Source organism: Buttiauxella izardii, assembly GCF_003601925.1.
GTDB classification, from domain to species: Bacteria; Pseudomonadota; Gammaproteobacteria; order Enterobacterales; family Enterobacteriaceae; genus Buttiauxella; species Buttiauxella izardii.
Genome location: NZ_QZWH01000052.1, coordinates 54,727 through 77,979 on the forward strand (window position 1 = coordinate 54,727; position 23,253 = coordinate 77,979).

Annotated in this window: 22 protein-coding genes; 12 read left to right on the forward strand and 10 right to left on the reverse strand. The window is 53.0% G+C overall.

Annotated elements, in window-relative coordinates; translation table 11 throughout:
• Positions 1 to 55: 55 nt before the first annotated feature.
• Both tatE and D6029_RS19370 read right to left on the reverse strand, forming a co-directional pair.
• Positions 56 to 259, reverse strand: a complete 204-nt coding sequence (tatE, locus tag D6029_RS19365) for a twin-arginine translocase subunit TatE (RefSeq protein WP_120066337.1) — start codon at positions 257 to 259, stop codon at positions 56 to 58.
• 128 nt (positions 260 to 387) lie between these two features.
• Positions 388 to 1,176 (reverse strand): deaminated glutathione amidase, encoded by a 789-nt coding sequence (locus D6029_RS19370; protein ID WP_120066338.1) that lies wholly within the window; start codon positions 1,174 to 1,176, stop codon positions 388 to 390.
• A gap of 104 nt (positions 1,177 to 1,280) precedes the next feature.
• Here D6029_RS19370 and crcB point away from each other — a divergent pair, with 104 nt between their 5' ends.
• Positions 1,281 to 1,664, forward strand: a complete 384-nt coding sequence (gene crcB, locus D6029_RS19375; RefSeq protein WP_120066339.1) for a fluoride efflux transporter CrcB — start codon at positions 1,281 to 1,283, stop codon at positions 1,662 to 1,664.
• Positions 1,665 to 1,876: 212 nt separating this feature from the next.
• On the opposite strand, the gene cspE is transcribed toward crcB, so the two are convergent.
• The 6 genes from cspE to D6029_RS19405 all read right to left on the reverse strand — a co-directional run bounded on the left by cspE (position 1,877) and on the right by D6029_RS19405 (position 9,199).
• Positions 1,877 to 2,086: a transcription antiterminator/RNA stability regulator CspE gene (gene cspE, locus D6029_RS19380; protein WP_004100146.1), complete on the reverse strand. Its 210-nt coding sequence runs from the start codon at positions 2,084 to 2,086 to the stop codon at positions 1,877 to 1,879.
• Between the two features lie 200 nt (positions 2,087 to 2,286).
• Complete coding sequence (pagP, locus tag D6029_RS19385) at positions 2,287 to 2,862, reverse strand: lipid IV(A) palmitoyltransferase PagP (protein ID WP_272482848.1); 576 nt, start codon at positions 2,860 to 2,862, stop codon at positions 2,287 to 2,289.
• 169 nt (positions 2,863 to 3,031) lie between these two features.
• Positions 3,032 to 6,151 (reverse strand): efflux RND transporter permease subunit, encoded by a 3,120-nt coding sequence (locus D6029_RS19390; RefSeq protein ID WP_120066340.1) that lies wholly within the window; start codon positions 6,149 to 6,151, stop codon positions 3,032 to 3,034.
• Complete coding sequence (locus D6029_RS19395) at positions 6,148 to 7,416, reverse strand: efflux RND transporter periplasmic adaptor subunit (protein ID WP_120066341.1); 1,269 nt, start codon at positions 7,414 to 7,416, stop codon at positions 6,148 to 6,150. The genes D6029_RS19390 and D6029_RS19395 overlap by 4 nt, the downstream gene beginning before the upstream one ends.
• Positions 7,413 to 8,672, reverse strand: coding sequence for a TolC family protein (locus D6029_RS19400; RefSeq protein WP_120066342.1), 1,260 nt, complete (start codon positions 8,670 to 8,672; stop codon positions 7,413 to 7,415). Before D6029_RS19400 ends, D6029_RS19395 begins: the two co-directional genes overlap by 4 nt.
• A gap of 173 nt (positions 8,673 to 8,845) precedes the next feature.
• Positions 8,846 to 9,199 (reverse strand): hypothetical protein, encoded by a 354-nt coding sequence (locus D6029_RS19405; RefSeq protein WP_120066343.1) that lies wholly within the window; start codon positions 9,197 to 9,199, stop codon positions 8,846 to 8,848.
• Between the two features lie 489 nt (positions 9,200 to 9,688).
• Here D6029_RS19405 and dcuC point away from each other — a divergent pair, with 489 nt between their 5' ends.
• Positions 9,689 to 11,071: an anaerobic C4-dicarboxylate transporter DcuC gene (gene dcuC / locus D6029_RS19410; RefSeq protein WP_120066344.1), complete on the forward strand. Its 1,383-nt coding sequence runs from the start codon at positions 9,689 to 9,691 to the stop codon at positions 11,069 to 11,071.
• A gap of 20 nt (positions 11,072 to 11,091) precedes the next feature.
• Here the strand turns inward: dcuC and dpiA are convergent, their stop codons facing one another.
• Positions 11,092 to 11,772 (reverse strand): two-component response regulator DpiA, encoded by a 681-nt coding sequence (gene dpiA, locus D6029_RS19415; protein ID WP_120066345.1) that lies wholly within the window; start codon positions 11,770 to 11,772, stop codon positions 11,092 to 11,094.
• Positions 11,741 to 13,402, reverse strand: a complete 1,662-nt coding sequence (gene dpiB, locus D6029_RS19420) for a sensor histidine kinase DpiB (RefSeq protein WP_120066346.1) — start codon at positions 13,400 to 13,402, stop codon at positions 11,741 to 11,743. The genes dpiA and dpiB overlap by 32 nt, the downstream gene beginning before the upstream one ends.
• Positions 13,403 to 13,785: 383 nt before the next feature.
• Here dpiB and citC point away from each other — a divergent pair, with 383 nt between their 5' ends.
• The 10 genes from citC (at position 13,786) to D6029_RS19470 (ending at position 23,220) form a co-directional block, all read left to right on the forward strand.
• A complete protein-coding gene (gene citC, locus D6029_RS19425) occupies positions 13,786 to 14,862 on the forward strand; it encodes a [citrate (pro-3S)-lyase] ligase (RefSeq protein WP_120066347.1) in 1,077 nt (358 codons plus the stop codon).
• A complete protein-coding gene (citD, locus tag D6029_RS19430; RefSeq protein WP_120066348.1) occupies positions 14,859 to 15,155 on the forward strand; it encodes a citrate lyase acyl carrier protein in 297 nt (98 codons plus the stop codon). Before citC ends, citD begins: the two co-directional genes overlap by 4 nt.
• Positions 15,152 to 16,060 (forward strand): aldolase/citrate lyase family protein, encoded by a 909-nt coding sequence (locus D6029_RS19435; RefSeq protein WP_120066349.1) that lies wholly within the window; start codon positions 15,152 to 15,154, stop codon positions 16,058 to 16,060. Before citD ends, D6029_RS19435 begins: the two co-directional genes overlap by 4 nt.
• Positions 16,061 to 16,069: 9 nt before the next feature.
• A complete protein-coding gene (gene citF / locus D6029_RS19440) occupies positions 16,070 to 17,590 on the forward strand; it encodes a citrate lyase subunit alpha (protein WP_120066350.1) in 1,521 nt (506 codons plus the stop codon).
• Positions 17,591 to 17,593: 3 nt separating this feature from the next.
• A complete protein-coding gene (gene citX / locus D6029_RS19445; protein WP_120066351.1) occupies positions 17,594 to 18,145 on the forward strand; it encodes a citrate lyase holo-[acyl-carrier protein] synthase in 552 nt (183 codons plus the stop codon).
• A complete protein-coding gene (citG, locus tag D6029_RS19450) occupies positions 18,117 to 19,055 on the forward strand; it encodes a triphosphoribosyl-dephospho-CoA synthase CitG (protein WP_120066352.1) in 939 nt (312 codons plus the stop codon). Before citX ends, citG begins: the two co-directional genes overlap by 29 nt.
• Positions 19,036 to 20,499, forward strand: coding sequence for an anion permease (locus tag D6029_RS19455; protein WP_120066353.1), 1,464 nt, complete (start codon positions 19,036 to 19,038; stop codon positions 20,497 to 20,499). The genes citG and D6029_RS19455 overlap by 20 nt, the downstream gene beginning before the upstream one ends.
• Positions 20,500 to 20,589: 90 nt before the next feature.
• Positions 20,590 to 21,396: a ribonuclease I gene (gene rna / locus D6029_RS19460; protein WP_120066354.1), complete on the forward strand. Its 807-nt coding sequence runs from the start codon at positions 20,590 to 20,592 to the stop codon at positions 21,394 to 21,396.
• Between the two features lie 222 nt (positions 21,397 to 21,618).
• Entirely contained in the window at positions 21,619 to 21,948 is a 330-nt protein-coding gene (locus D6029_RS19465; protein WP_120066355.1) for a PTS fructose transporter subunit IIB, read from the forward strand.
• Positions 21,949 to 21,972: 24 nt separating this feature from the next.
• Positions 21,973 to 23,220, forward strand: a complete 1,248-nt coding sequence (locus D6029_RS19470; RefSeq protein WP_120066356.1) for a PTS fructose transporter subunit IIC — start codon at positions 21,973 to 21,975, stop codon at positions 23,218 to 23,220.
• Positions 23,221 to 23,253 lie beyond the last annotated feature (33 nt).

Below are 23,253 nucleotides of genomic sequence, written 5' to 3' on the forward strand. Positions count from 1 at the left end.
AAACCGGCATTTGAGATGCCGGTTTTTTTATGTCTGGTCAAAAGTTGCTTCGTGATCAGTCTTTATGCGAAATGCGGTCAGCGGGGGCATCAGCATTATTGGCTGACTTCACACTGGTGTCATCTTCGCTCATTGCTTTCTTAAAGCCCTTGATTGCTGAGCCAAGATCGCCACCCAGGGTGCGCAACTTCTTGGTGCCAAATAACAAAACAATCAGCACACCCACTACCAGCAACTTTGTAATACTAATCTCACCCATAACAACCTTCTTTAATCATGCGTGCCGTGAATACGGCGAATAATACACTGAGACAATTAACGGTCATTTTCTCGTGCGATACAATAGCAATCTGTAACAAGTTGGATCAAGATCAGCTTAAAAAACAATCACAGCAAATGCGGTACTGCAAACCGACGGTTTTTCAGTACCGGCAACATCGCCCTGACTTCGTTTAAATACTGTTTTTCCAACTCAGCGTAAATCAATGCAGGCCGTTGATTCGCCGCAGCAATCACCACGCCAAGTGGATCAACAACCTGGCTGTGGCCGATATTCTTATTGCCACATTCACCGGAGGCCACAACGTAGCATGTTGTGTCGAGCGCGCGAGCGGCAAGAAGCGTTGACCAGTGCATTTCTTTATTCGGGCCACGCAACCACGCGGCGGGCAAGACTAAAACTTCCGCTCCCGCCAACGCCAGGCTCAAAGCCATCTCCGGAAAACGCAAATCGTAGCAGGTCATTAATCCCACCTTAAATCCTGCAACCTCAATCAGTGGTGGCAAAGTATTCCCGGCATCAACAAGCCGCGATTCTTGCATATTAAACGCATCATAAAGATGAAGTTTCTGATAATGAGCAATCACTTCCCCACCGCGAATCGCCAACAAAGTATTGGCGGCGCGTCCTGCTGTGGTTTTAATGTGTAGCGTCAGAATCGTGGTTAATGCGTTATTACGGCTTTGCTCGCAAAGTGGCTGGATAAATGCCTCGTGAATGGACTGCGCGGACTTCACTGATAAATCCGGGTCATTATCATCACGCGCCAGTATCGCTTCTGGCAGCACAAGCAAATGCGCGCCTTGCGCATTGGCGGCGGCCATACTGTTAAGACATGTTTGCACGTTTTCCTGCCAAAGGTGACTCACGGCAAACTGCCCTATTGCAACTTTCATTGTGGTTTCTCTCCAGCCTGCGAATAAATCATTATACCCAGTGTGAAACTTCTCGTGCTGACGTTACACTCAAGCACTTTAATGAGAACGAACAGGAAACTCACGTGTTGCAGATGCTATTAGCCGTGTTTATTGGCGGCGGAACGGGGAGCGTTGTGCGCTGGTTATTAAGCATGAAACTCAACCCTGTCCATGGTGCCATTCCGGTAGGAACACTCACCGCAAACCTGGTGGGCGCGTTTATTATCGGACTGGGTTTGGCGCTGTTCACCCGCATGACTCATCTCGATCCCATCTGGAAATTGTTAATCACTACCGGATTTTGCGGCGGTTTAACCACCTTTTCGACCTTCTCCGCTGAAGTGGTTTTCCTGCTTCAGGATGGACGCCTTGCCTGGGCTGCATTAAACGTTCTGCTGAACCTTGCCGGCTCGTTAATAATGACCGCCCTCGCATTTTGGATAGTTTCTTTAGCTTATGGTCACTGATTAGCCACGCGTTAAGGTTAGCTTAATTTTTGTCTGCCACTCTGGTCGAAAATGAGTGTGGGGCAAAACAATGAAAGAACGTATGGCGGGTTGGACGGCGGTGCTGATGAGCACGCTAATTGTGATGTGCTTTGTGAAAGTTTATCTATTTTCCTGAATTTAGACCAAAAAAAACCCGCCTTAGCGGGTTTTTATATTCTACTGGTAAAGCCTTAGATAGGCATTACGTTTGCAGCAGATGGGCCTTTGGCACCGTTAGTGATTTCAAACTCAACGCGCTGACCTTCAGCCAGGGTTTTGAAACCATTGCTCTGGATTGCAGAGAAGTGTACGAACACGTCTTTGCTACCATCTTCCGGAGTAATGAAGCCAAAGCCTTTTGACTCGTTAAACCACTTAACGTTACCTTTAATCTTAGACATCTAAATTACCTTTACATGAAAAACGACACAAATGCTGTGTCGGGCATCAGTACACCAATTGTGGTGGATTTTGTCCAGCCCCGAATTGAGAAAAATTGCTAAAAATTGCTACCTCTTTTAAAAACTGTGCAGTAGCCCTTGTTTTTGAAAGGTAGATAGCAAGAGCACCTGTTGTGCATGATTTCAGCGATTGCGACCCATCAGAATTGGAAACGCAACCAGGCAAAGTAAACGTTACCGTTGTTATAGGTTCCGGGAATATAGGTCATCTGGAACGTGGCCGGGCCATAACCCACAGACGCCAGAGGCAAAATTACCGGAATCGGAATGTAGTTCCAGTTATCACGCGCCGTCGCACCCAGCGTGTAACCCAGCCCCAGATGGAAATTCTCATCCGCCAGCGGGCGCCAGGTTTTCTCCCAGCCATAACCGCCGATAGGTTCCCATTTGTTATAGGAATCTTTGAACACCATCAGATACAAACCATTCCAGTTACCGCTCTCGTCCCAGCGGCTTTGGCCAAAACCAATCCCCCACGGGCGTTCGTTATAACGATCGGTTTTTTCTTTATCGTAGGCAAAACGCGCATGCCAGGTGATAGCAGGCACGTATAAATCATAATGTTGCGGTTCATTCCATGTTTGCGAAACGTTATCCGTCAAAGTATCCCAGGCGTGACTCAATACATTAGTTTCATTCGCTAATGCCGCAGGCAATGTCACCAATGATGACAAGAAAATAATAAAAGAGATGACCGTTTTTTTTGTTAAAGCCACATTGATTTCCACTTCAAAATCCAATAGACAACCTAACAAATTATATATGAACAAAAGCTAAATAAATCTTTAGTAAATTCCTAAAGATTCTGAATATCGTTTATTTTAGCATCAACTAAAGTTACCCCAGCCATTTTTAGAAACTGAAAAATGCTGGGGTAAACCTCTATTATTTATCTCTTTTTAACAATACATATATCGCGGGAATCACCAACATCGACAATAACGGTGCGGTAATCATGCCGCCAATCATTGGCGCGGCAATACGGCGCATCACTTCCGAACCGGTGCCATCGCCCCACATAATCGGCAATAAACCCGCCATAATCGTCGCCACCGTCATCACTTTTGGCCTGACGCGCAGCACTGCGCCTTCATGCAACGCGCGCATCAGCATTGGCTTGCCGCCCAAAGGTTCTAGCGCTTTATGGCGTGAAATCGCCTGATTCAGATAAAGCACCATAATGACGCCAAATTCGGCGGCGACTCCTGCCAACGCAATAAAACCAACGGCCCCGGCTACCGACAAATTATATCCCAGTAAATAAAGCAACCAGACTCCTCCGATAAGCGAGAACGGTAAAGTTGCCATTATTAATAACGCATCACTGACGCGCGAAAACGTCACGTACAATAAGACGAATATAATAACCAGCGTGAAGGGTAGGACTATTCTCAATTTAGCACTCGCACGTTCTAAATATTCAAATTGCCCTGACCAGGATAATGAAACTCCCTCTGGTAATTTAACTTTCTGGGAAACAGCACGTTGCATATCTTCCACTGCCGATTTTAAATCGCGCCCGCGCAAATCGACATAAACCCAATTTGATAATCGCGCGTTTTCACTTTTCAGCATCGGTGGCCCATCAGTAATGCTGATATCCGCCAGCTCAGAAAGTGCTATCTGGCTGCCATTTGCCGTAATAACCGGAAGATTTTTGAGCTTCTCGACGTTATCACGCATTTCACGCGGGTAACGAACGTTAATCGGATAGCGCTCACGCCCTTCTATCGTTTCACCGATATTTTGCCCGCCAATAACCGTCGCCACCAGCGACTGCAACTCTTTTACCGACACGCCATAACGCGCCGCTTTGAGTCGGTCGATATTAATATCGACATAGCGCCCGCCGCCGAGCCGCTCCGCAAGCGCCGATGTCACTCCCGGAACCTGCTTGACCACCCGTTCGATTTGCTCGGCAACTTGCTCAATGGCAGCAATGTTATTACCGTTCACTTTGATACCCACCGGGCTTTTAATTCCGGTCGCCAGCATATCGAGGCGATTGCGGATTGGAGGCACCCAAACATTAGCGATACCGGGCACTTTCACCACGCTGTCGAGTTCGCTGACCAGCTTGTCCATTGTCATGCCCGGCCGCCATTGGTCGCGCGGCTTGAAACGAATCGTCGTCTCAATCATGGTTAACGGTGCGGGATCGGTCGCCGTATCTGCGCGCCCTGCTTTACCGAATACCGTCGCCACTTCAGGTACGGTTTTGATAAGCCTGTCGGTTTGTTGCAGTAAACGCCCGGCTTCACGAGCGGAAATTCCCGGAAGCGTCGATGGCATATACAGCAAATCGCCTTCATCCAGCGGTGGCATAAACTCGCTGCCGAGTTTACTCAGCGGCCACAGCGTCGCTAACAACACCAAACCGGCAACCGCCAGCGTGGTTTTCGGGCGGGCCAGCACTTTGTCGAGCAACGGTTCGTAAGCGGCAATTAACCAGCGGTTGATGGGATTCGCCTTCTCGTCAGGGATTTTCCCGCGAATAAAATAGCCCATCAGCACCGGCACCAGCGTGATTCCCAGCCCCGCCGCCACCGCCATGGCGTAGGTTTTGGTGAATGCCAACGGCGAAAACATTCGCCCTTCCTGCGCTTCGAGGGAAAACACCGGGATAAACGACAGTGTGATAATCAGCAAACTACAGAACAGCGCAGGCCCCACTTCCACGGCGGCTTGTTCTGATATCCGCCAGTAATCAGCTCCCGCAGGCTGTTTGCCAGGGTTGTCATGCCGCCACTGTTCCAGGACTTTATGCATGTTTTCGATCATCACGATCGCCGCATCAACCATCGCCCCTATCGCAATGGCGATCCCCCCCAGCGACATAATATTGGCGTTCACCCCCTGATAGTGCATCACGATAAATGCCCCCAAGATCCCCAGCGGCAGAGTGATCATCGCCACCATTGCCGAGCGGAAATGGAACAGGAACAGGACGCAGATAATGGCGACGACAATAAACTCTTCCAGCAACTTGTGTGACAGCGTTTCAATCGCGTTTTCAATCAGATGCGAACGGTCGTAAACCGGAACAATTTCCACACCCGCAGGCAAACTTTTCTGGATTTGCTGGAGTTTTGCCTTCACCGCATTAATGGTATCCAGCGCATTTTTGCCGTAGCGCATTACAATAATGCCACCCGCGACTTCCCCTTCGCCGTTAAACTCCGCCACGCCCCGGCGAATTTCTGGCCCCATGCGCAGCGTCGCCACGTCGCTGAGTAACACGGGAACGCCTTCGCGCGTGGTAATCACCACCTGTTTGAAGTCGTTGAGATTTTTCAGGTAGCCTGCGGTGCGCACCATGTATTCGGCTTCGCCCATTTCGATAACCGAACCGCCACCTTCCTGATTTGCACTTTGCACCGCATCAATCACTTGCTGATGAGTGATTTTCAGCGCCCGCATTCGTTGCGGGTCGAGCACAATCTGGTACTGCTGCACCATGCCGCCCACGCTCGCCACTTCCGAAACGTTGGGCACGGTTTTTAGCTCGAACTTGAGCGTCCAGTCTTGCAGCGCACGTAAATCAGCGAGGCTATGTTTACCGGTTCGGTCCACCAGCGCATATTCATACACCCAACCAACCCCCGTGGCATCAGGCCCCAGCGAAGCTTTCGCTTCTGCGGGAAGTTGCGATTGCACCTGGCTTAAATACTCCAGCACCCGCGAACGCGCCCAGTACGGATCGGTGCCATCTTCAAACAAGATGTAGACGTAGGAATCGCCAAACATCGAGAAGCCGCGCACGGTTTTGGCACCCGGCACAGAAAGCATGGTGGTCGTCAGCGGATAAGTGACCTGGTCTTCCACCACCTGCGGCGCTTTGCCTGGGTAGTTGATACGAATAATCACCTGCACGTCGGAGAGATCCGGCAGCGCATCAAGCGGCGCGCGTTGTAGCGACCAGATGCCCCAGGCCGCCATCATGATGGCCGCCAGTAAAACCAGCAGCCGATTTTTGAGTGACCAACGAATAACGGCAGCAATCATTTCATCGCCCCCGCCATTGGCATCTGCATTGGCATTGCCATCTCATGTTGATGTTCAGCAGGCACTTTTTCTTGGGGCAAAGCGCTGCGTAGGCTGGCTTCGGAATCAATCAGGAACTGCCCGGAAGTCACGACTTTATCGCCCTCTTTCAGCCCTTGCTTAACCTCAATCCAGCCGTTTTGCGCCGTCCCCACCACCACATTGACCGGATTAAAATGACCGTCGTCCTGCGCCACCAGAACCCGGCTATGGCTGCCGGTTTCAATCAACGCTTCTTCAGGGATTGCCAGCACTGCTGGGCGATGAGGCTGATGCGCCAGCTTCACATCGAGATACATTCCCGGCTTAAGTTTCATCTGCGGATTATCCAGCACCACGCGGGCTTTAAGCGTGCGCGTGGAGGTTTCCATATTCGGCAGCAATTCACTGACGCGCCCGTGGAATGTCTCTCCCGGCCAGCTATCTGAAGAGGCCAGAATTTCGCTGCCTGTTTGCAGCACCTGCGCCTGGATTTGCGGGTAATCAATCACAATCCATACCGACTCGAGGCTCGCTACTTCAAACAGCGGTGCGCTTGCAGTAACTTGCGCGCCTTCCCGCGTCTCCAGCTTGTTGATGTAACCAGCCTGTTTAGCCCGCACCGTCACCCGCGTTTGCGGTTTCCCGGTGCGCTCAACCTGATTAATAATTTCCGCAGGCATAAACTGGAGTTGCAAGCGCTCACGCGCGGCAGAACTTAACGCGCTATCGCCCAAACCGCGCACCGCCAGATATTCCTGCTGTGCCGCCGTCCATTCCGGTATCCACAACTGCGCCAGAGGTTCACCCGCTTTCACAAACTGCTGGGGCGCATTCACAAACAGCTTTTCCACTACGCCGTTAGCACTGGCCGGAATAATCTGCACGCTACGCTCATCCGTGGAAACAGTGGCAAAGGCATCAAACTGATAATCCAGCGCTTTCTTCTCAACCCGCGCCGTTTTAATACCGAGATTCTGTTGTTGGCGAGCACTTACCGTCACTCCGCCATCTTCGGTGGTTTCATCGGCGTAACGCGGCACCAGATCCATATCCATAAACGGCGATTTACCCGGTTTATCGAAGCGCTGACCGGGCGTCATTGGGTCATACCAATAGAGAACTTTTCGCTCATGTTGAGCGGCTGGAGCCGTTATGTCGTGGCTTTGTTTGCCCGCGTAGTAACCCGCGCCGAGTGCGCCCGCGACAGCAATCGCTAACAAAGAGAGTTTCATTATGGTTTTCATGATTGGTTATCATCCTGTGGCGTCAGGTAGCGGATGGCGGCCCAGGTTTCAGCCACGCTTTTTTCAGCGCTATTCGCGGTCAGTTCGGTATCGAGTAAGGTGCGGCGGGCATTGAGCAAATCGGAAAGCGTGGATTGCCCGGCGCGGTATTGCGCTTCAATCAGTGAAAGGCGCTGGCGTTGCAGAGGGAGGATCTCTTGTTGCTGGCGCTGCCAGAGGGTTTGAGCCGCCTGATACTGCGCCACCAGCGTGCGAACCAGCGCAACACGATCACGGTTCGCCAGTGCCAACTGGTCGTTGGCTTCCATTGAGCGCGACATATCCGCCGCGAGATCTTTGTCCTGGCGCTGAGATTTAAACATCGGTAAATCGACGGTAAACATCACGCCCGCCATATCGTCATAATCATCGTCACGATGGGCGTAATACACCTCAACGCCCACATTCGGCTTCGCGGCGACCGCCGATTGTGCCGAACGCGCTTTGGCAACATCCGCCTCACGCGCCGCTTCAATCACTTCCGGATGCTGCCCGACGTTTTGTTCCAGTGTTTGCGGGTCGGCAGGCAAGCGCTGATAGCGCGGTAACGTGCCGCTTGCGTCATCAATTTTCTCGCCGGTTAATTGCAGCAACCGAGTTTGCGCCAACGTCACATCACGTTGGGCGAGTGTGACTTTGTCCTGCATCGCCAATAGCGTCATGCGGATATCCACCACGCTTGAGGCCGGTGAACTGCCGCTGGCAACGGTGGCTTTTTGCACGCTAATCTGGCGTTCGGTTTCTGCCACCAGCTTTTGAGCGCTCGATAGAACCTTTTGCGATAGCGCTAAATCGAACCAGGCCTGTGCCGCAGTGCGTTGCAACGCCGCCCGAATCACTTCCGCTTTAGCGGCGCTGCTGGCCGATTGCGCCAGAATGGTTTCGGCTTTGCGGTCGCGTTTTTCCTCGCTGATGTAATCCTGCATGATGCCAATGCGCTGCATGGTCATGCCTTCGCGAGTCAAACGCTGGCTGTTGCTGCCCTGTACCGGCACGTTTTCAATGCCGAATTTCAGTTTCGGGTCGGGTAATTGGCGAGCAGAATCCGCCATCGCATTCAGCGCGTTGCTCTGATTACGGTTGGCAGAGAGTTCTGCGGAATAATGAACGGCCGCGGCCAGGGTCTGTTGCAGGCTGAACTCTGCCGCATGAGCGGTAGATACAGACGTAGCAAACAGCACCCCGCCGAGCCATAAGCTCAGGGAATGTTGTTTCATGGTGGCCTCAGTTACTTAGTCGGGGTAACCGAAGTGAGTGGGTAACCTTCAGCCTGCTGGCTAAAGTGAAAAGCGGCGGATGTGAAAAAACGTGCAGAAATAGCAGACATAAAAATCTCCAGAACTAAAGTCAAAGGGTGGCGAAATGCCAGAAAACCAAGACAGTGCTGGAGTTATTCTCTAAAACGACAAAACCGTATGGTGGCCGGAGGGCCAGTTGCAGGCGGGGTTAATAAGGCAACGGAAGTGACCGTTTCAGTGCATTCGGGGATCACTAAAGCCAGAGTATTCGTGACCGGCAATGCGGCCAAAGAACTGTAGCCATTATCTTTTTGCATCACGTCCGGAATGCAGTGTTTATCACACAGCGTCCCTTTCGCTTTCACCAAATCCCAATGATTTGCCATCAGCATATGCTCGCTATGCTGAACGGAAAGGGATGGCGCGCTAATTTCTACCGGGCAATCATGCGATGCCACCGCGACCTGGCTGTTGACAAACAGCCAGCCAAACGCCAACAGCAGCATCAAAAGATGCTTTCTGAGGAAGCGTAAACGGCTTGTCGACCAGAAAGTGGATTGCAAAGTTTTAACCCGAAAATGAGCGAAATAAGCGAAATAAGCGAGGCGGCAGTATAAGCATTAGTCCTTTTTATTTTAAAGGGATTTTTAGTTGCTTTACATTGGGCGCAATAATTAACAATTATGTAATATAATTTTAATTAAATACTCCTCATGTGATTATTAACAGAGCAATAAGCGATACAAATATATACCGCTAATCAATAAGTAAATGCCATAATTGCAACGCTGCCGACAAAAGTGTCATGGCAGCAGAACGAAGCTTACTAAATTTGATGCTCATCAGAACTCTGCGCCAATGATTCAGGCAGATTGGCACCGTTTTCGCTGACGACTGCAAAGCGTCTTATTTTATTATTTTCTGGCATGGCGTTGCGCTCAGGTACTGCTCATCCCTTCTACGGGTAAAGATGCCGAACGCGACAGGGGGCTTTAATGCTGACAACAATTGAATTACTTATTGGGGTTGTGGTTATTGTTGGTGTAGCTCGCTACATCATCAAAGGCTACTCCGCTACCGGCGTGTTATTCGTCGGCGGCTTAACGTTACTGATTATTAGCGCCTTGATGGGCCACAAAGTTTTACCGGCCAGCGCTGAAAGCACTGGCTACACCGCAACCGACATCGTCGAATATGTCAAAATCCTGCTGATGAGCCGTGGTGGCGACCTCGGCATGATGATCATGATGCTGTGCGGTTTCGCATCCTATATGACGCACATCGGCGCCAACGACATGGTGGTTAAGCTTGCGTCTAAGCCACTGAAATTAATTAACTCACCGTACATCCTGATGATTGCCGCTTATTTCGTGGCTTGTCTGATGTCGCTGGCGGTTTCTTCTGCCACTGGCCTGGGCGTGCTGTTAATGGCGACGCTGTTCCCGGTGATGGTGAACGTCGGTATTAGTCGTGGTGCAGCGGCGGCTATTTGCGCCTCCCCGGCAGCAATTATTCTGTCTCCCACTTCAGGCGACGTGGTATTGGCAGCAAAAGCAGCGGAAATGTCGCTGGTTGATTTTGCCTTTAAAACTACCGTGCCGATTTCCATCGCCGCTATTATTGCCATGGCGATTGCCCACTTCTTCTGGCAGCGCTACCTGGATAAAAAAGAAAACGTCAGTCATGAGATGCTGGATGTCAGCGAAATCCAGACTACCGCGCCTTCTTTCTACGCCATTCTGCCGTTTACGCCAATTATCGGCGTGCTGATTTTCGACGGTAAATGGGGCCCGCAGCTGCATATCATCGCCATTTTGGTGATCTGTATTCTGATTGCCGCGATCATTGAGTTCTTCCGTAGCTTCAAAGCGCAAACCGTGTTTTCTGGCCTGGAAGTGTGCTACCGCGGCATGGCTGATGCCTTCGCCAACGTGGTGATGCTGTTGGTGGCAGCGGGCGTCTTCGCGCAAGGCCTGAGCACCATCGGCTTTATCCAGAGCCTGATTTCCATCGCCACTTCGTTCGGCTCAGCAAGTATCATTTTGATGCTGGTGCTGGTGGTGCTGACAATGCTGGCTGCGATGACTACCGGTTCCGGTAACGCGCCGTTCTATGCCTTCGTTGAGATGATCCCGAAACTGGCTCACTCTTCCGGCATTAACCCGGCGTACCTGGCGATTCCAATGCTGCAAGCCTCCAACCTGGGCCGTACCATTTCCCCGGTTTCCGGCGTAGTGGTGGCGGTTGCGGGGATGGCAAAAATCTCGCCATTCGAAGTGGTGAAACGCACCTCAGTCCCGGTCGCTGTCGGCCTGATTGTGGTGATTATCGCGACTGAAATCCTGGTGCCTTCCGCTGCGGCGGTCATTGGCGGTTAAACCTGCATTCAACTACCCGCTCACAGCGCTCTATACGTGCGCTGTGGGCGTCCTACTTTTCCGTACACAATCTCCGCCATAATCTGCTGTCGCCCCGCCGTAAATTCAAGATAACGCCTCGCCGTTGTACGACTCAGTTTTAACTCCTGCGCCACGGTTTCTGCGGTATGTCGCGCATCCGGGTCGTTAAATAACATCTTCACTTTACCCAGCGTCAACGCGTCAATTCCGGCGGGTAATTCCTCTTTCTGTTCGCCACGCGCATAGGCGTTAAACATATCGTCAATCTGCCGCTGGCTGGCGCTGGCGTGGCTGACAAGCAGTTGCATGCGCTGTTGATAACGCTCGAGAGTTTGGTTGAGGCGCTCATAAGCAATGGGTTTCACCAGATAGTCAAAAGCACCGCCGCGTACCGCTTCCGCGACGGTATCCATATCGCTCGCCGCCGTGGTAAACACCACGCCACCGGGAAAGCGTGCCTGAGTCAGTTCATGCAACAGCGTGATGCCTTTGCCGTCAGGTAAATAGTTATCCAGCAGAATCAGCGCGGGTTTGAAACTCTCAATCATCATTCGTGCCTGCGCTAAATTCCCCGCCAGCCACACCTGCCCGCAACCGTGGAATCGACGAATAAATTCGGCGTGCATCTCGGCCAACGGGGTTTCATCTTCAACGATCAGAATTGTTAGAGCTTGAGCCATAAATCATCTTCACTTTCGGAATAAAAACGGTAAATAACGAGCCGGACGGTTCATTGTCTTCCAGCGTAATCACGCCGCCGCACCGCTCCACATAACTGGCTATCAGATACAGCCCAATGCCGTGCTCCCCGGATGCAACATTTTTGGTACTCACACCCTGGTCAAAAATCACTGCGCGTAAATCTTCCGGCACCCCGCAACCGCTATCTGCCACCTCAATAATCACTTCATTGCCTTCATCGCTCAGCCACAGCTCAATGTTCTTATCACTTTCGGGATAATTCAGGCAGGCTTCAAAAGCGTTATCCAGCAGATTCCCGACGATGGCGGCAAACTCGGTGCTGTCCAGCCCTTCCGGTAATTGCCGAAGCTGGCTGCCAGGGGCGATATTGAGCACCAGTCCCAACTCCCTGGCACGCTGGCATTTACCAAACAGCAGCCCCGCCACCTGCCGGTCATCAAAGGAGCCACGCAGGAAATCAATTAAATCCTGCTGCGCCTGCGACTCGCCTTTTACCATCGCCAGCACCTGGTCATATTCTTTCATTTGTAGCAGGCCGCTAAGCGTAGACATCCAGTTGAGATGTTCGTGCCGCAGTGCACGCAGGCTATCAACGTATTGTTTAACCTGAGTCAATTGCGCATTGAGCGCGCTGATTTCATCTTTATTACGAAAGCTGATAATCGCGCCCAACAGTTGATCGTCGGATCGAATCACGCCACGGTTGGCAATCACGTTCAGGCCGTTAAAAGTACACAGCACATCCTGCCGTTCTTGTTCGATGTGTTCGGTGAAAAAAGCGGCTGGGTTCACGACGTCTGCGATCGGTTTACCCAGCCATTGCCGCCCCGGAGAGCTAAGGCCAAGCATTTTGCGGGCATTGCGGTTAATTGCCGTGATAAGCCCGTTGGGATCAACAGCAATAAGTCCTTCGAATACCGAGCCAAACAGCGCCTCTTGCTGACGGACGACACGGGCAATTTGCTGCGGTTCCATGCCCAACATCTGGCGACGAATATGGGCGGCAAAAAACCACGACAGCAGCAGCAAAATGACCAGAATCATCACAAACACTCCCGCCAGCGGCAATAAAAAGTCGAGTCGCCAACTGTCTATTTTGCTGACCAGATACCCCAACGACACCACGCCGATCACTTTCCCGTGCTCGTCAAAAATCGGCGTTTTAGCGCGCATCGCCAGGCCAATCGAGCCTTTGCCGGTAATAAAGTAGCTTTCACCCTTTTCCAGCGCACCGGGTTTTGTCCACTGCATCGGGTGGCCGATTTGTTCAGGATTGGGGTGATAAAGCCGGATGGAGTTGCGGTCGCCAATCACCACATAATCGAAATCAGAACCCGTCGCCATTTTGCCGACAATCACGGCCAGGCGTTGGCTGTCTCTGTTTTTTACCGCCTCCACCAGGCTGTCATTAGAGGCAATGATCTTCGCCTGGTGCATCGCCATATCCCGCACATGGTTGGTCAAATAATCTTCAAAACTGGCTGATAAATATTTGCCGAGCGCTGCCATCAACAGGAGGGAAATCACAAGAAGTAATAGAAATATGCGTAACGGAAAGGCAATACGACGTAAAAATCGAAACTCTTTCGAAGGTGTTTTGCCAAACATTGCCAGTCCCTAGTCAACATCTTAAATAACGAACAAATGTAACCAATTTGTTTTCAAATGCGCCCATCAAAACGAGTCGAATCGTTACAGATTCCCTACATTAAATCAATTAAACAAATAAAAACCGCCACACAACTCACACTGAAAATAATTAAGAAAATAAAAACCATTAAGTCTATTTAAACCACTTAACCCTTTGTGAAATATATCAAAATTTGAAAAACATATTCTCCGTAGGATCGTTGCACTTGCATAACGGCGGCAATAAAACCGCGGTCATGGCGAATGAAAACAAAATGTTATTCGTTTGCGACAAACAGCAACATTTTTAAATTTAACCAGCATTCCACCCGCTCAATTATTCACGTGGTAAAGGGATTTTCATGTTCAGTAATACCGTCTTCGCCCGGGTCAAACGCGCAGAAAATAAAAAGATGGCTGAGATTACGCGCTTTCTCCGTGCCAACGCGCTGAGCATTGATACCACGGTAGAAATCTTTATCACCGTCACCCGCGATGAAGAGTTAATTGCCTGCGGGGGAATCGCCGGAAATATCATTAAATGCGTTGCCATCAGCGAATCGGCACGCGGCGAAGGTTTAGCGCTGACGCTCGCCACTGAATTAATCAATCTCGCTTTTGAACGGCAATGCACCAACCTGTTCATCTACACCAAAAGTACCAACGAAGCGCTGTTCAAAGAGTGCGGTTTTTATACCCTCGCCAGCGTCCCCGGCGTGATGGTGTTGATGGAAAACAGCGCCACGCGCCTGCAACGTTACGCCAGTTATCTCACCACGCTGCGCCATGACGGCAACAAAATCGGCTGCATCGTGATGAACGCCAACCCGTTCACCCTCGGCCATCGCTACCTGATTCAAAAGGCGGCAGTGCTTTGCGACTGGCTGCATGTCTTTATGGTGAAAGAAGACACCTCGCGCTTCCCTTATGAAGACCGCCTCGCACTGGTGCGGGCTGGCACCGCCGACATCCCTAAAATCACCGTTCATCGCGGCTCGGAATACATGATTTCCCGCGCCACGTTCCCCTGCTACTTCATCAAAGAGCAGAGCGTGATCAACCACTGTTACACCGAAATCGACTTACAGATTTTCCGCCAGCACATCGCTCCCGCGCTGGGTATCACGCATCGGTTTGTCGGCACTGAACCCTTCTGCAAAGTCACCGCCGGCTACAACGCCGATATGCGTCAACGCCTGGCCTCGCCCGCCGACAGCGCACCGCCCATCGAACTGGTGGAAATTGAGCGTCTGAGTTACCGCGGCGTGTCGATTTCCGCCTCGCTGGTGCGCCAGTTACTGGTGAAAAAAGACCTCGCCGCCATTGAACAACTCGTCCCGGAAGCGACCCGAAAATATTTGCAAAACCTGCTTGCCACGCGCTCAGAAAGCACCGCTGACAGGCAACCTGAATCCGCATTACAAACAGGTGAAAAATGAAAATTACCCGCCCCGCCGTTGCCGGCACGCTTGAGTCGGGAGATGTGATGATCCGCATTATCCCGCTCGATACCCAGGAAATTGACCTGCAAATCAACAGCAGCGTTGAGAAGCAGTTTGGCTGCGCAATCCGCACCACGTTGATGGAACTGCTCACGCGCTATGACGTGCGCGGCGTTCAGTTGAACGTGGATGACAAAGGCGCGCTGGACTGCATTCTGCGCGCCCGTCTGGAAACACTTTTGGTTCGCGCCAGCGACGTTTGCGCCTTGCCGTGGGAGGAGTGCCAGTGATTTCCCCTCTGCTTCAACAACGTAAAAGCCGTACCCGCCGCAGCATGTTATTTGTGCCCGGTGCCAATGCCGCGATGGTCAGCAACGCCTTTATCTACCGCGCCGATGCGCTGATGTTTGACCTCGAAGACTCGGTGATTTTGCGCGAGAAAGACGCCGCCCGCCGCCTCGTCTACCACGCTCTGCAACACCCGCTGTATCAGGAAATCGAAACCATCGTGCGCGTTAACGCGCTGGATTCTGAATATGGCCTGGCGGATCTGGAAGCGGTCGTGCGCGGCGGGGCCGACATTGTGCGCCTGCCGAAAACCGACACCGCGCAGGACGTTATCGACATCGAAAACGAAATTGCACGCATTGAAGCCCAGTGCGGGCGCGAACCCGGCAGCACCGGGCTTTTAGCGGCGATTGAATCCGCGCAGGGCATTACTCAAGCTGTGGCCATTGCCCACGCTTCGCCACGGCTTATCGGCATTGCGCTGGGTGCCGAAGACTATGTGCGTAACTTGCGCACCGAGCGTTCGGCCGAAGGCGTTGAGCTGTTATTCGCCCGCTGTTCAATCCTCCAGGCGGCACGCGCGACAGGGATTCAGGCGTTCGACACCGTTTATTCCGATGCCAACAACGAAGCCGGATTTTTGCATGAAGCCGCCCACATCAAGCAACTGGGATTCGACGGCAAATCACTGATCAACCCGCGCCAAATTGAGCTGCTGCACAACCTTTATGCCCCGACGCGCAAAGAAGTCGATCATGCACAACGTGTGGTCGAAGCCGCCGAAGCCTCTGCCCGCGAAGGGCGCGGCGTGGTTTCGCTCAACGGCAAAATGGTAGACAGCCCGGTGATTGAACGCGCCCGTCTGGTACTTGCCCGGGCAGAGCTTTCCGGCCTTCGTGAAGAATAAGGAACCACCATGACTCACACTCAACGACAGGACCGCCTCAACGCCTGGCAGCGCCAGAGCGAAAGCGATATTCAGGCTTTCCAGAACGCGTCCAAACTCAATCAGCAAACACAAAAGCCGCGCGACAAAAAACTGTGCGCCGGACTTGATGAAGCGATTCGCCGTTGCGGCCTGCACGATGGCATGACGATTTCTTTCCACCACGCTTTTCGCGGCGGCGACTTAACGCTGAACACCGTGATGGAAGCCATCGCCAGAATGGGCTTTAAAAACCTGACGCTGGCGTCCAGTTCGCTAAGCGATTGCCATGCGCCGCTGGTCGAGCACATTCGCAATAACGTCGTTAGCCGTATTTACACCTCCGGGTTACGCGGCCCGCTGGCAGAAGAAATCTCCCGCGGGTTGCTGGCGGAACCGGTGCAAATTCACTCCCACGGCGGGCGTGTGCAGTTGATCAAAAGCGGCGAGCTAAAAATTGACGTCGCGTTTCTTGGTGTGCCGTCCTGTGACCCGTTCGGTAACGCCAACGGCTACACCGGCAAAGCCTGCTGCGGCTCGCTGGGTTATGCGAAGGTGGATGCAGAAAATGCCCGCAAGGTGGTTTTACTGACCGAAGCGCTGTTGCCCTACCCGCATAACCCTGCCAGTATTCCGCAGGATCATGTGGATTTGATCGTCCAGATCGACCGCGTGGGCGATGCCGATAAGATTGGCGCAGACGCCACCCGCATGACCTCCAACCCGCGCGAACTGCTGATTGCCCGTAGCGCCGCCGATGTGGTGGTGAACTCTGGCTATTTCAAAGAAGGCTTCTCCCTGCAAACCGGCACCGGCGGCGCGTCCCTTGCCGTCACCCGGTTCCTGGAAGACAAAATGCGCAGTCGCGCCGTTCATGCGGCTTACGCGCTGGGCGGCATCACTTCCACCATGGTGGATCTGCATGAAAAGGGCTTGATCAAAAAGCTGCTCGACGTGCAGAGCTTTGACCGCATTGCTGCCGAATCACTGGCACACAACCCGAACCATATCGAAATCAGCGCCAACCAGTATGCCAACTGGGGCTCAAAAGGCGCGTCGGTTGACCGTCTGGACGTGGTTGTGCTGAGTGCGCTGGAAGTAGACACGCGTTTTAACGTCAACGTGCTGACCGGTTCGGATGGTGTGCTGCGTGGAGCGTCCGGCGGGCACTGCGACACCGCCGTTGCTGCCGCGCTGTCGATTATCGTCGCCCCGCTGGTGCGCGGGCGCATTCCCACACTGGTGGATGAAGTCACCACCTGCGTCACGCCTGGCTCCAGCGTCGATATTCTGGTCACCGACCACGGCATCGCCGTCAACCCGGCTCGCCCGGAACTGGCGGAAACCCTCAAAGAAGCGGGAATGAAAGTCGTCTCCATCGAATGGCTACGCGAACGCGCCGAAATCCTCACAGGGAAACCGCAGCCGATTGAATTTACCGACCGCGTCATTGCGGTGGTGCGCTATCGCGACGGCTCGGTTATCGACGTGGTTCGCCAGGTGAAGGAGTAAACGATGCCGCTATATATCACCTGCGCAACCCACGCCGTAGTTACCGTGCCGGAAATTCTCGCCAGCCGTGATGCGCGGCAAATGCGCCAGCAGTCGTGGCTGGAGCGCCACGGCGTGACGCTGGTTTCATTCACCGTTGTCGCCTCCGGCCCGGTTAAAGACAGCGAATTGACGCGGCGTATTTTTAATCACGGCCTCAGGGAATTACGCCATATGGCAGAACTTTCTGGCTGGGAAATCAAAAAGCAAACCTGTCTGTCTTTAGCCACTGGCCCGGAAGGGCTGCTGGCGATAGACGCGCCCGCGGCCAGCGTGAAAATGGCGGCCATCGAACTTGAGCAATCGCACCCGCTCGGCAGGCTTTGGGATCTGGATGTGCTCACCCAGCATGGGAAAATTCTCTCGCGCAGCGACTTTGATCAGCCGCCGCGTAATTGCCTGATTTGCCAGCGTGCCGCTGCCCTTTGCGCCAGGGAACAAACCCACTCGCTCGCCGAACTGCTCGCCCGCATGGAGGCGCTGTTAGATGCTGCCGAAAACGCTGCCCACGCTTGATGCGCAGTTTGTCGCGGACTGCTGCGACCTGGCGTGGCGGGCGATGCTGACGGAAGTAAACCTCTCGCCAAAGCCGGGACTGGTGGACCGCTTTAACTGCGGGTCGCACAAGGATATGGCGCTGGAGGATTTTCATCGCAGCGCCGGAGCTATTCGCCAGTGGCTGCCGCGCTTTATGGAATCGGGTGCCAATCATGCCGCTCGCCCAGCCCCTGAAACTCTCGCTGACCTGCGCCGAATTGGCGTGGGTTGCGAAGCCGATATGTTCCGTTCCACAGCGGGCGTCAACACCCATAAAGGCACCATTTTTTCACTGGGATTGTTGTGCGCCGCCATCGGTCGTTTGTATCAGCAACAGCAGGCTATTTCGCCTGAACTGATCGGTAAAACCGTCGCCGCCATTTGCCGGGGCTTAACCGAGCGCGAACTGCAAAACGGCAACTCCCAGCAAACCGCCGGGCAGCGTCTTTATCGGCAATTGGGGCTGACGGGCGCACGCGGTGAAGCCGAAGCCGGTTATCCGCTGGTGCTCGAACTCGCACTGCCTCATTTCCGCACCCGCCTGGCAGCAGGCAGTGACCCGGAACTCGCGTTGCTCGATACCTTGCTGGTACTGATGGCGAACAACGGCGACACCAACGTCGCTTCACGCGGCGGCGCGGATGGCCTGCACTGGCTGCAACAGCATGCCAAAACATTATTACGCCAGGGCGGTGTCCGTCACCCTGCCGATCTGAGCCACCTGCATGAATTTAACCAGCAGTGCATTGAACACAATCTCAGCCCCGGCGGCAGCGCCGACCTGCTGATCGTCACCTGGTTTTTAAACCGAATTACGCACGTCAAATTGCCCTATGAATCAATAAAAAACCCCTCCTGGAGAATCAGTTATGTCTGTTTCAAAAGATAAAATATGGAAGTTACTGGCCCCGCTTGTGGTGATGGCCGTGATGCTGCTTATTCCGGTGCCCGACGGCATGCCTCCGCAGGCGTGGCACTACTTTGCTATCTTCGTCGCGATGATCGTCGGCATGATTCTGGAGCCAATTCCGGCAACGGCAATCAGCTTTATCGCCGTGACGATTTGCGTCATCGGCAGCGATTACCTGCTGTTCGACGCTAAAGAGCTGGCTGACCCCGCTTTCGACGCTGGAAAACAGGCGCTGAAATGGGGGCTGGCGGGCTTCTCAAGCACCACCGTCTGGCTGGTATTTGGGGCGTTTATCTTCGCGCTGGGTTATGAAGTCACCGGGCTGGGCCGCCGTATCGCCCTGTTTATGGTGAAATTCATGGGCAAGCGCACGCTCACATTAGGCTATGCGATTGTCATCATCGATGTGCTGTTGGCACCGTTTACCCCGTCCAACACCGCGCGCACTGGCGGCACAGTTTTCCCGGTAATCAAAAACTTACCACCACTGTTCCAGTCATTCCCCAACGATCCTTCGTCAAAACGCATCGGTAGCTACCTGATGTGGATGATGGTGATCAGTACCAGCCTAAGCTCCTCGATGTTTATCACCGGGGCCGCGCCAAACGTGCTGGGGCTGGAGTTCGTCAGTAAAATTGCCGGTATCCAGATTAGCTGGATGCAGTGGTTTTTGAGCTTCCTGCCAGTGGGCATCATCTTGCTGATCGTTGCGCCGTGGCTCTCGTATGTACTGTATAAACCTGAAGTCACGCACAGTGCGGAAGTGTCCGGTTGGGCCAGCAACGCCTTAAAAGAGATGGGCGCGTTAACCCGCAAGGAGATGATTTTAATCTGCCTGGTGTTGTTGAGCCTTGGGTTGTGGGTGTTCGGCGGCGAATTTATTGATGCCACAGCGGTCGGTTTGCTGGCGGTGTCGCTGATGCTGGCGCTGCACGTCGTGCCGTGGAAAGACATCACCAAATACCACAGCGCGTGGAACACGCTGGTGAACCTCGCCACGCTGGTAGTAATGGCGAGCGGCCTGAGCCGTTCCGGTTTTATCGACTGGTTTGCTAAAACCATGAGTTCGCACCTCGAAGGGTTCTCACCCAATGGCACGGTGATTGTGCTGGTGCTGGTGTTCTACTTCGCGCACTACCTGTTCGCCAGCCTTTCGGCGCACACCGCCACCATGCTGCCGATGATCCTCGCGGTGGGTAAAGGCATTCCGGGCGTGCCAATGGAGCATCTGTGTATTTTGCTGGTGCTGTCCATCGGTATCATGGGCTGCCTGACGCCTTATGCCACCGGCCCTGGCGTGATTATCTATGGCTGCGGTTATGTGAAATCGAAAGACTACTGGCGCTTAGGGGCCATTTTCGGCGTTATCTACATCAGCCTGTTGCTGTGTGTCGGCTGGCCGATTCTGGCACTCTGGAGTTAACGATAAACACGTCTGGAAACAAGCGTCTCTCTGAGGCGCTTTTTTTATGTTTAAATAAAGCCACTTCTGGAAGCCCGAGCGAGAAAACGCATGAAACTGACGTGGCAAAACACGCTAATTCTGACCTCTTTATTGACCACCAGCCAACTGCTGCATGCAGAAGATCTCACCGCGAAACAGTACGGTGATTTCGACCGCTACGTGCTGGCACTTTCCTGGCAAACGGGCTTTTGCCAGAGCATGCACGAGCGCAATCGCAATGAGCCTACGGAGTGCAAAACCCAGCAGGAACAAAACGACAAACGCGCCTTTTTGACGGTACACGGCCTGTGGCCTGGTTTGCCAAAATCAGTCGCCACGCGCGGTGTGGATGAAAAACGCTGGATGCGTTATGGCTGTTCAACGCGTCCGGTTCCGAATATGGCTGAAGTGCGTGGCTCGCAAAAATGCCAGGCTCCAGCGCCGCAATTAACCGCAGATATCGCCAGTAAACTGGCAGGCGTGATGCCGGGCGCGGGCGGTCAGTCATGCCTGGATCGTTATGAATTTGCCAAACATGGTGCGTGTTTTGGTTTCAACCCGAATGCCTATTTCGGCACCATGGTGCGCCTGAATAGCGAATTTAAACAAAGCGCTTTCGGAACCTTTCTGGCGGATAACTACGGCAAAGTCGTGACGCGAAAAGCGTTCAATAAAGCGCTGGAAAAGAGCTGGGGAAATGACGCGGTTAAGGCCGTAAAACTGACCTGCAACGGCAATCCGGCTTATCTGACAGAAATGCAAATCTCGCTGGATGCGGCAAAAATTAACGGGCCATTAAACGAAGATTCATTCGTTCAACAGAAAAACCCAGGTAATTGCGCGAAGCAGTTCCGCCTGGACGCGGTCGGCTATTAAATATAAAAGCGGTGGATGACGCCTACGGCTTATCCACCCTACAAAACCACCCTTTCATAATCCTCTCATTCCCCTCATACATATGTTTTCCTGATAAGCCGATTTCAATCACACTTTGTGATTCATGGAGCATTTGTCCAGCTATTGCATCATTTGTCAGGTAAACAGGATGAATTTTTAACCGCCATAATCGCTGCACGAAAAACATTGCGGAGATAATTCATGGCGAAGAAAAAACTGATTGCACTGTGCGCCTGCCCGATGGGGCTGGCTCATACCTTTATGGCGGCGCAAGCGCTCGAAGATGCCGCGACCGAAGCGGGTTACGAAGTGAAAATTGAAACTCAAGGTGCGGACGGTATTCAGAACCGCCTCACGCCACAGGACATCGCCACGGCGGACATCATTATTCACGCCATCGCGATCACCCCTGAAGACAACGAACGTTTTGAACGCCGTGATGTGTACGAAATCACGTTGCAGGATGCGATTAAAAACGCAGCAGGCACGCTGCGCGAAATCGAAGAGATGATTGCAGCCGAACAACAATAATAATCAAATCAATGGGGTTATGAGATGGCAATTAAGAAACGGAGCGCGACCGTCGCTTCCACTCCACAAGGTGATACCCTGGCATTAAATCCTGCCCCCGCCAGCCGTTCCAGTTTCTGGGGGGAGTTACCGCAACATGTCATGTCCGGCATTTCACGCATGGTGCCGACACTGATTATGGGTGGGGTTATCCTCGCCATCTCACAACTTATCGCTTACGTTTGGCTCGAAATCCCGCCAGATACCGGCATTATGGACGCACTCAATAGCGGCAAATTTTCCGGGTTTGATCTGTCGGTTCTCAAGTTTGCTTATCTGACGGAATCCTTCGGCGGGCTGTTATTCAGCTTTGCGATACCAATGTTTGCGGCATTCGTCGCAAATTCCATTGGCGGAAAACTGGCCTTCCCGGCGGGTTTCATTGGCGGCCTGGTTTCCACACAGCCGACATTACTGCTGAGTTTTGATAACGCCACTTTGCAGTGGGTCGCTTCAAAACCTGTTCCTTCCACCTTTATCGGCGCACTGATTATCGCCATTGCCGCCGGTTACCTGGTGAAATGGCTCAACACCAAAATCAACCTGCCGCAGTATTTGCTGGCCTTTAAAAGCACCTTCCTGATCCCGATTCTTTCCGCCTTATTTGTGATGCTGGCGATGTATTACGTGATTACGCCAATCGGCGGTTGGATTAACGCCGGGATGCGCAACGTGTTACTGGCGGCGGGGAGTGCGGGTTCATTGATGTATGCGATTGGTTTGTCAGCGGCAACCGCCATTGACCTTGGCGGGCCAATAAACAAAGCGGCGGGATTTGTCGCGCTCGGGTTTACTACCGATCACGTGCTGCCAATTACTTCCCGCGCGGTGGCGATTGTGGTGCCGCCAATCGGTTTAGGGCTGGCAACACTGATTGACCGCCGTCTGACGGGCAAACGCCTGTTCAGCCCGCAGCTTTATCCGCAGGGCAAAACTGCGATGTTCCTCGCCTTTATGGGCATCAGCGAAGGGGCGATTCCGTTCCTGCTCGAAAACCCACTCGCGACTTTACCGGCTTATATGATTGGCGCGATTGCCGGTTCAACCACTGCCGTAGCGCTTGGTGCGGTGCAATGGTTCCCGGAATCGGCGATTTGGGCGTGGCCGCTGGTGACGAATCTTGGCGGTTATATGGCGGGGATTGCGGTTGGCGCGATTGTGACCGCGCTGTTGGTGGTGTTTATCCGTAACAGTATGCATCGCCGTGGCAAATTGGTGGTGGACGCGATTTAAGCGCCCTCACCCCAGCCCTCTCCCCCAGGAGAG

Excerpts from the sequence above, each read along its gene's own strand:
- citC (WP_120066347.1), top strand. The coding sequence starts at position 13,786 with ATGTTCAGTAATACCGTCTTCGCCCGGGTCAAACGCGCAGAAAATAAA.
- citX (WP_120066351.1), top strand. The coding sequence starts at position 17,594 with ATGCCGCTATATATCACCTGCGCAACCCACGCCGTAGTTACCGTGCCG.
- D6029_RS19400 (WP_120066342.1), bottom strand. The coding sequence starts at position 8,672 with ATGAAACAACATTCCCTGAGCTTATGGCTCGGCGGGGTGCTGTTTGCT.
- cspE (WP_004100146.1), bottom strand. The coding sequence starts at position 2,086 with ATGTCTAAGATTAAAGGTAACGTTAAGTGGTTTAACGAGTCAAAAGGC.
- dcuC (WP_120066344.1), top strand. The coding sequence starts at position 9,689 with ATGCTGACAACAATTGAATTACTTATTGGGGTTGTGGTTATTGTTGGT.
- tatE (WP_120066337.1), bottom strand. The coding sequence starts at position 259 with ATGGGTGAGATTAGTATTACAAAGTTGCTGGTAGTGGGTGTGCTGATT.
- rna (WP_120066354.1), top strand. The coding sequence starts at position 20,590 with ATGAAACTGACGTGGCAAAACACGCTAATTCTGACCTCTTTATTGACC.
- citD (WP_120066348.1), top strand. The coding sequence starts at position 14,859 with ATGAAAATTACCCGCCCCGCCGTTGCCGGCACGCTTGAGTCGGGAGAT.
- D6029_RS19470 (WP_120066356.1), top strand. The coding sequence starts at position 21,973 with ATGGCAATTAAGAAACGGAGCGCGACCGTCGCTTCCACTCCACAAGGT.
- dpiB (WP_120066346.1), bottom strand. The coding sequence starts at position 13,402 with ATGTTTGGCAAAACACCTTCGAAAGAGTTTCGATTTTTACGTCGTATT.
- D6029_RS19405 (WP_120066343.1), bottom strand. The coding sequence starts at position 9,199 with ATGCTGCTGTTGGCGTTTGGCTGGCTGTTTGTCAACAGCCAGGTCGCG.
- dpiA (WP_120066345.1), bottom strand. The coding sequence starts at position 11,772 with ATGGCTCAAGCTCTAACAATTCTGATCGTTGAAGATGAAACCCCGTTG.
- citF (WP_120066350.1), top strand. The coding sequence starts at position 16,070 with ATGACTCACACTCAACGACAGGACCGCCTCAACGCCTGGCAGCGCCAG.
- D6029_RS19465 (WP_120066355.1), top strand. The coding sequence starts at position 21,619 with ATGGCGAAGAAAAAACTGATTGCACTGTGCGCCTGCCCGATGGGGCTG.
- D6029_RS19370 (WP_120066338.1), bottom strand. The coding sequence starts at position 1,176 with ATGAAAGTTGCAATAGGGCAGTTTGCCGTGAGTCACCTTTGGCAGGAA.
- D6029_RS19390 (WP_120066340.1), bottom strand. The coding sequence starts at position 6,151 with ATGATTGCTGCCGTTATTCGTTGGTCACTCAAAAATCGGCTGCTGGTT.
- citG (WP_120066352.1), top strand. The coding sequence starts at position 18,117 with ATGCTGCCGAAAACGCTGCCCACGCTTGATGCGCAGTTTGTCGCGGAC.
- D6029_RS19395 (WP_120066341.1), bottom strand. The coding sequence starts at position 7,416 with ATGAAAACCATAATGAAACTCTCTTTGTTAGCGATTGCTGTCGCGGGC.
- D6029_RS19455 (WP_120066353.1), top strand. The coding sequence starts at position 19,036 with ATGTCTGTTTCAAAAGATAAAATATGGAAGTTACTGGCCCCGCTTGTG.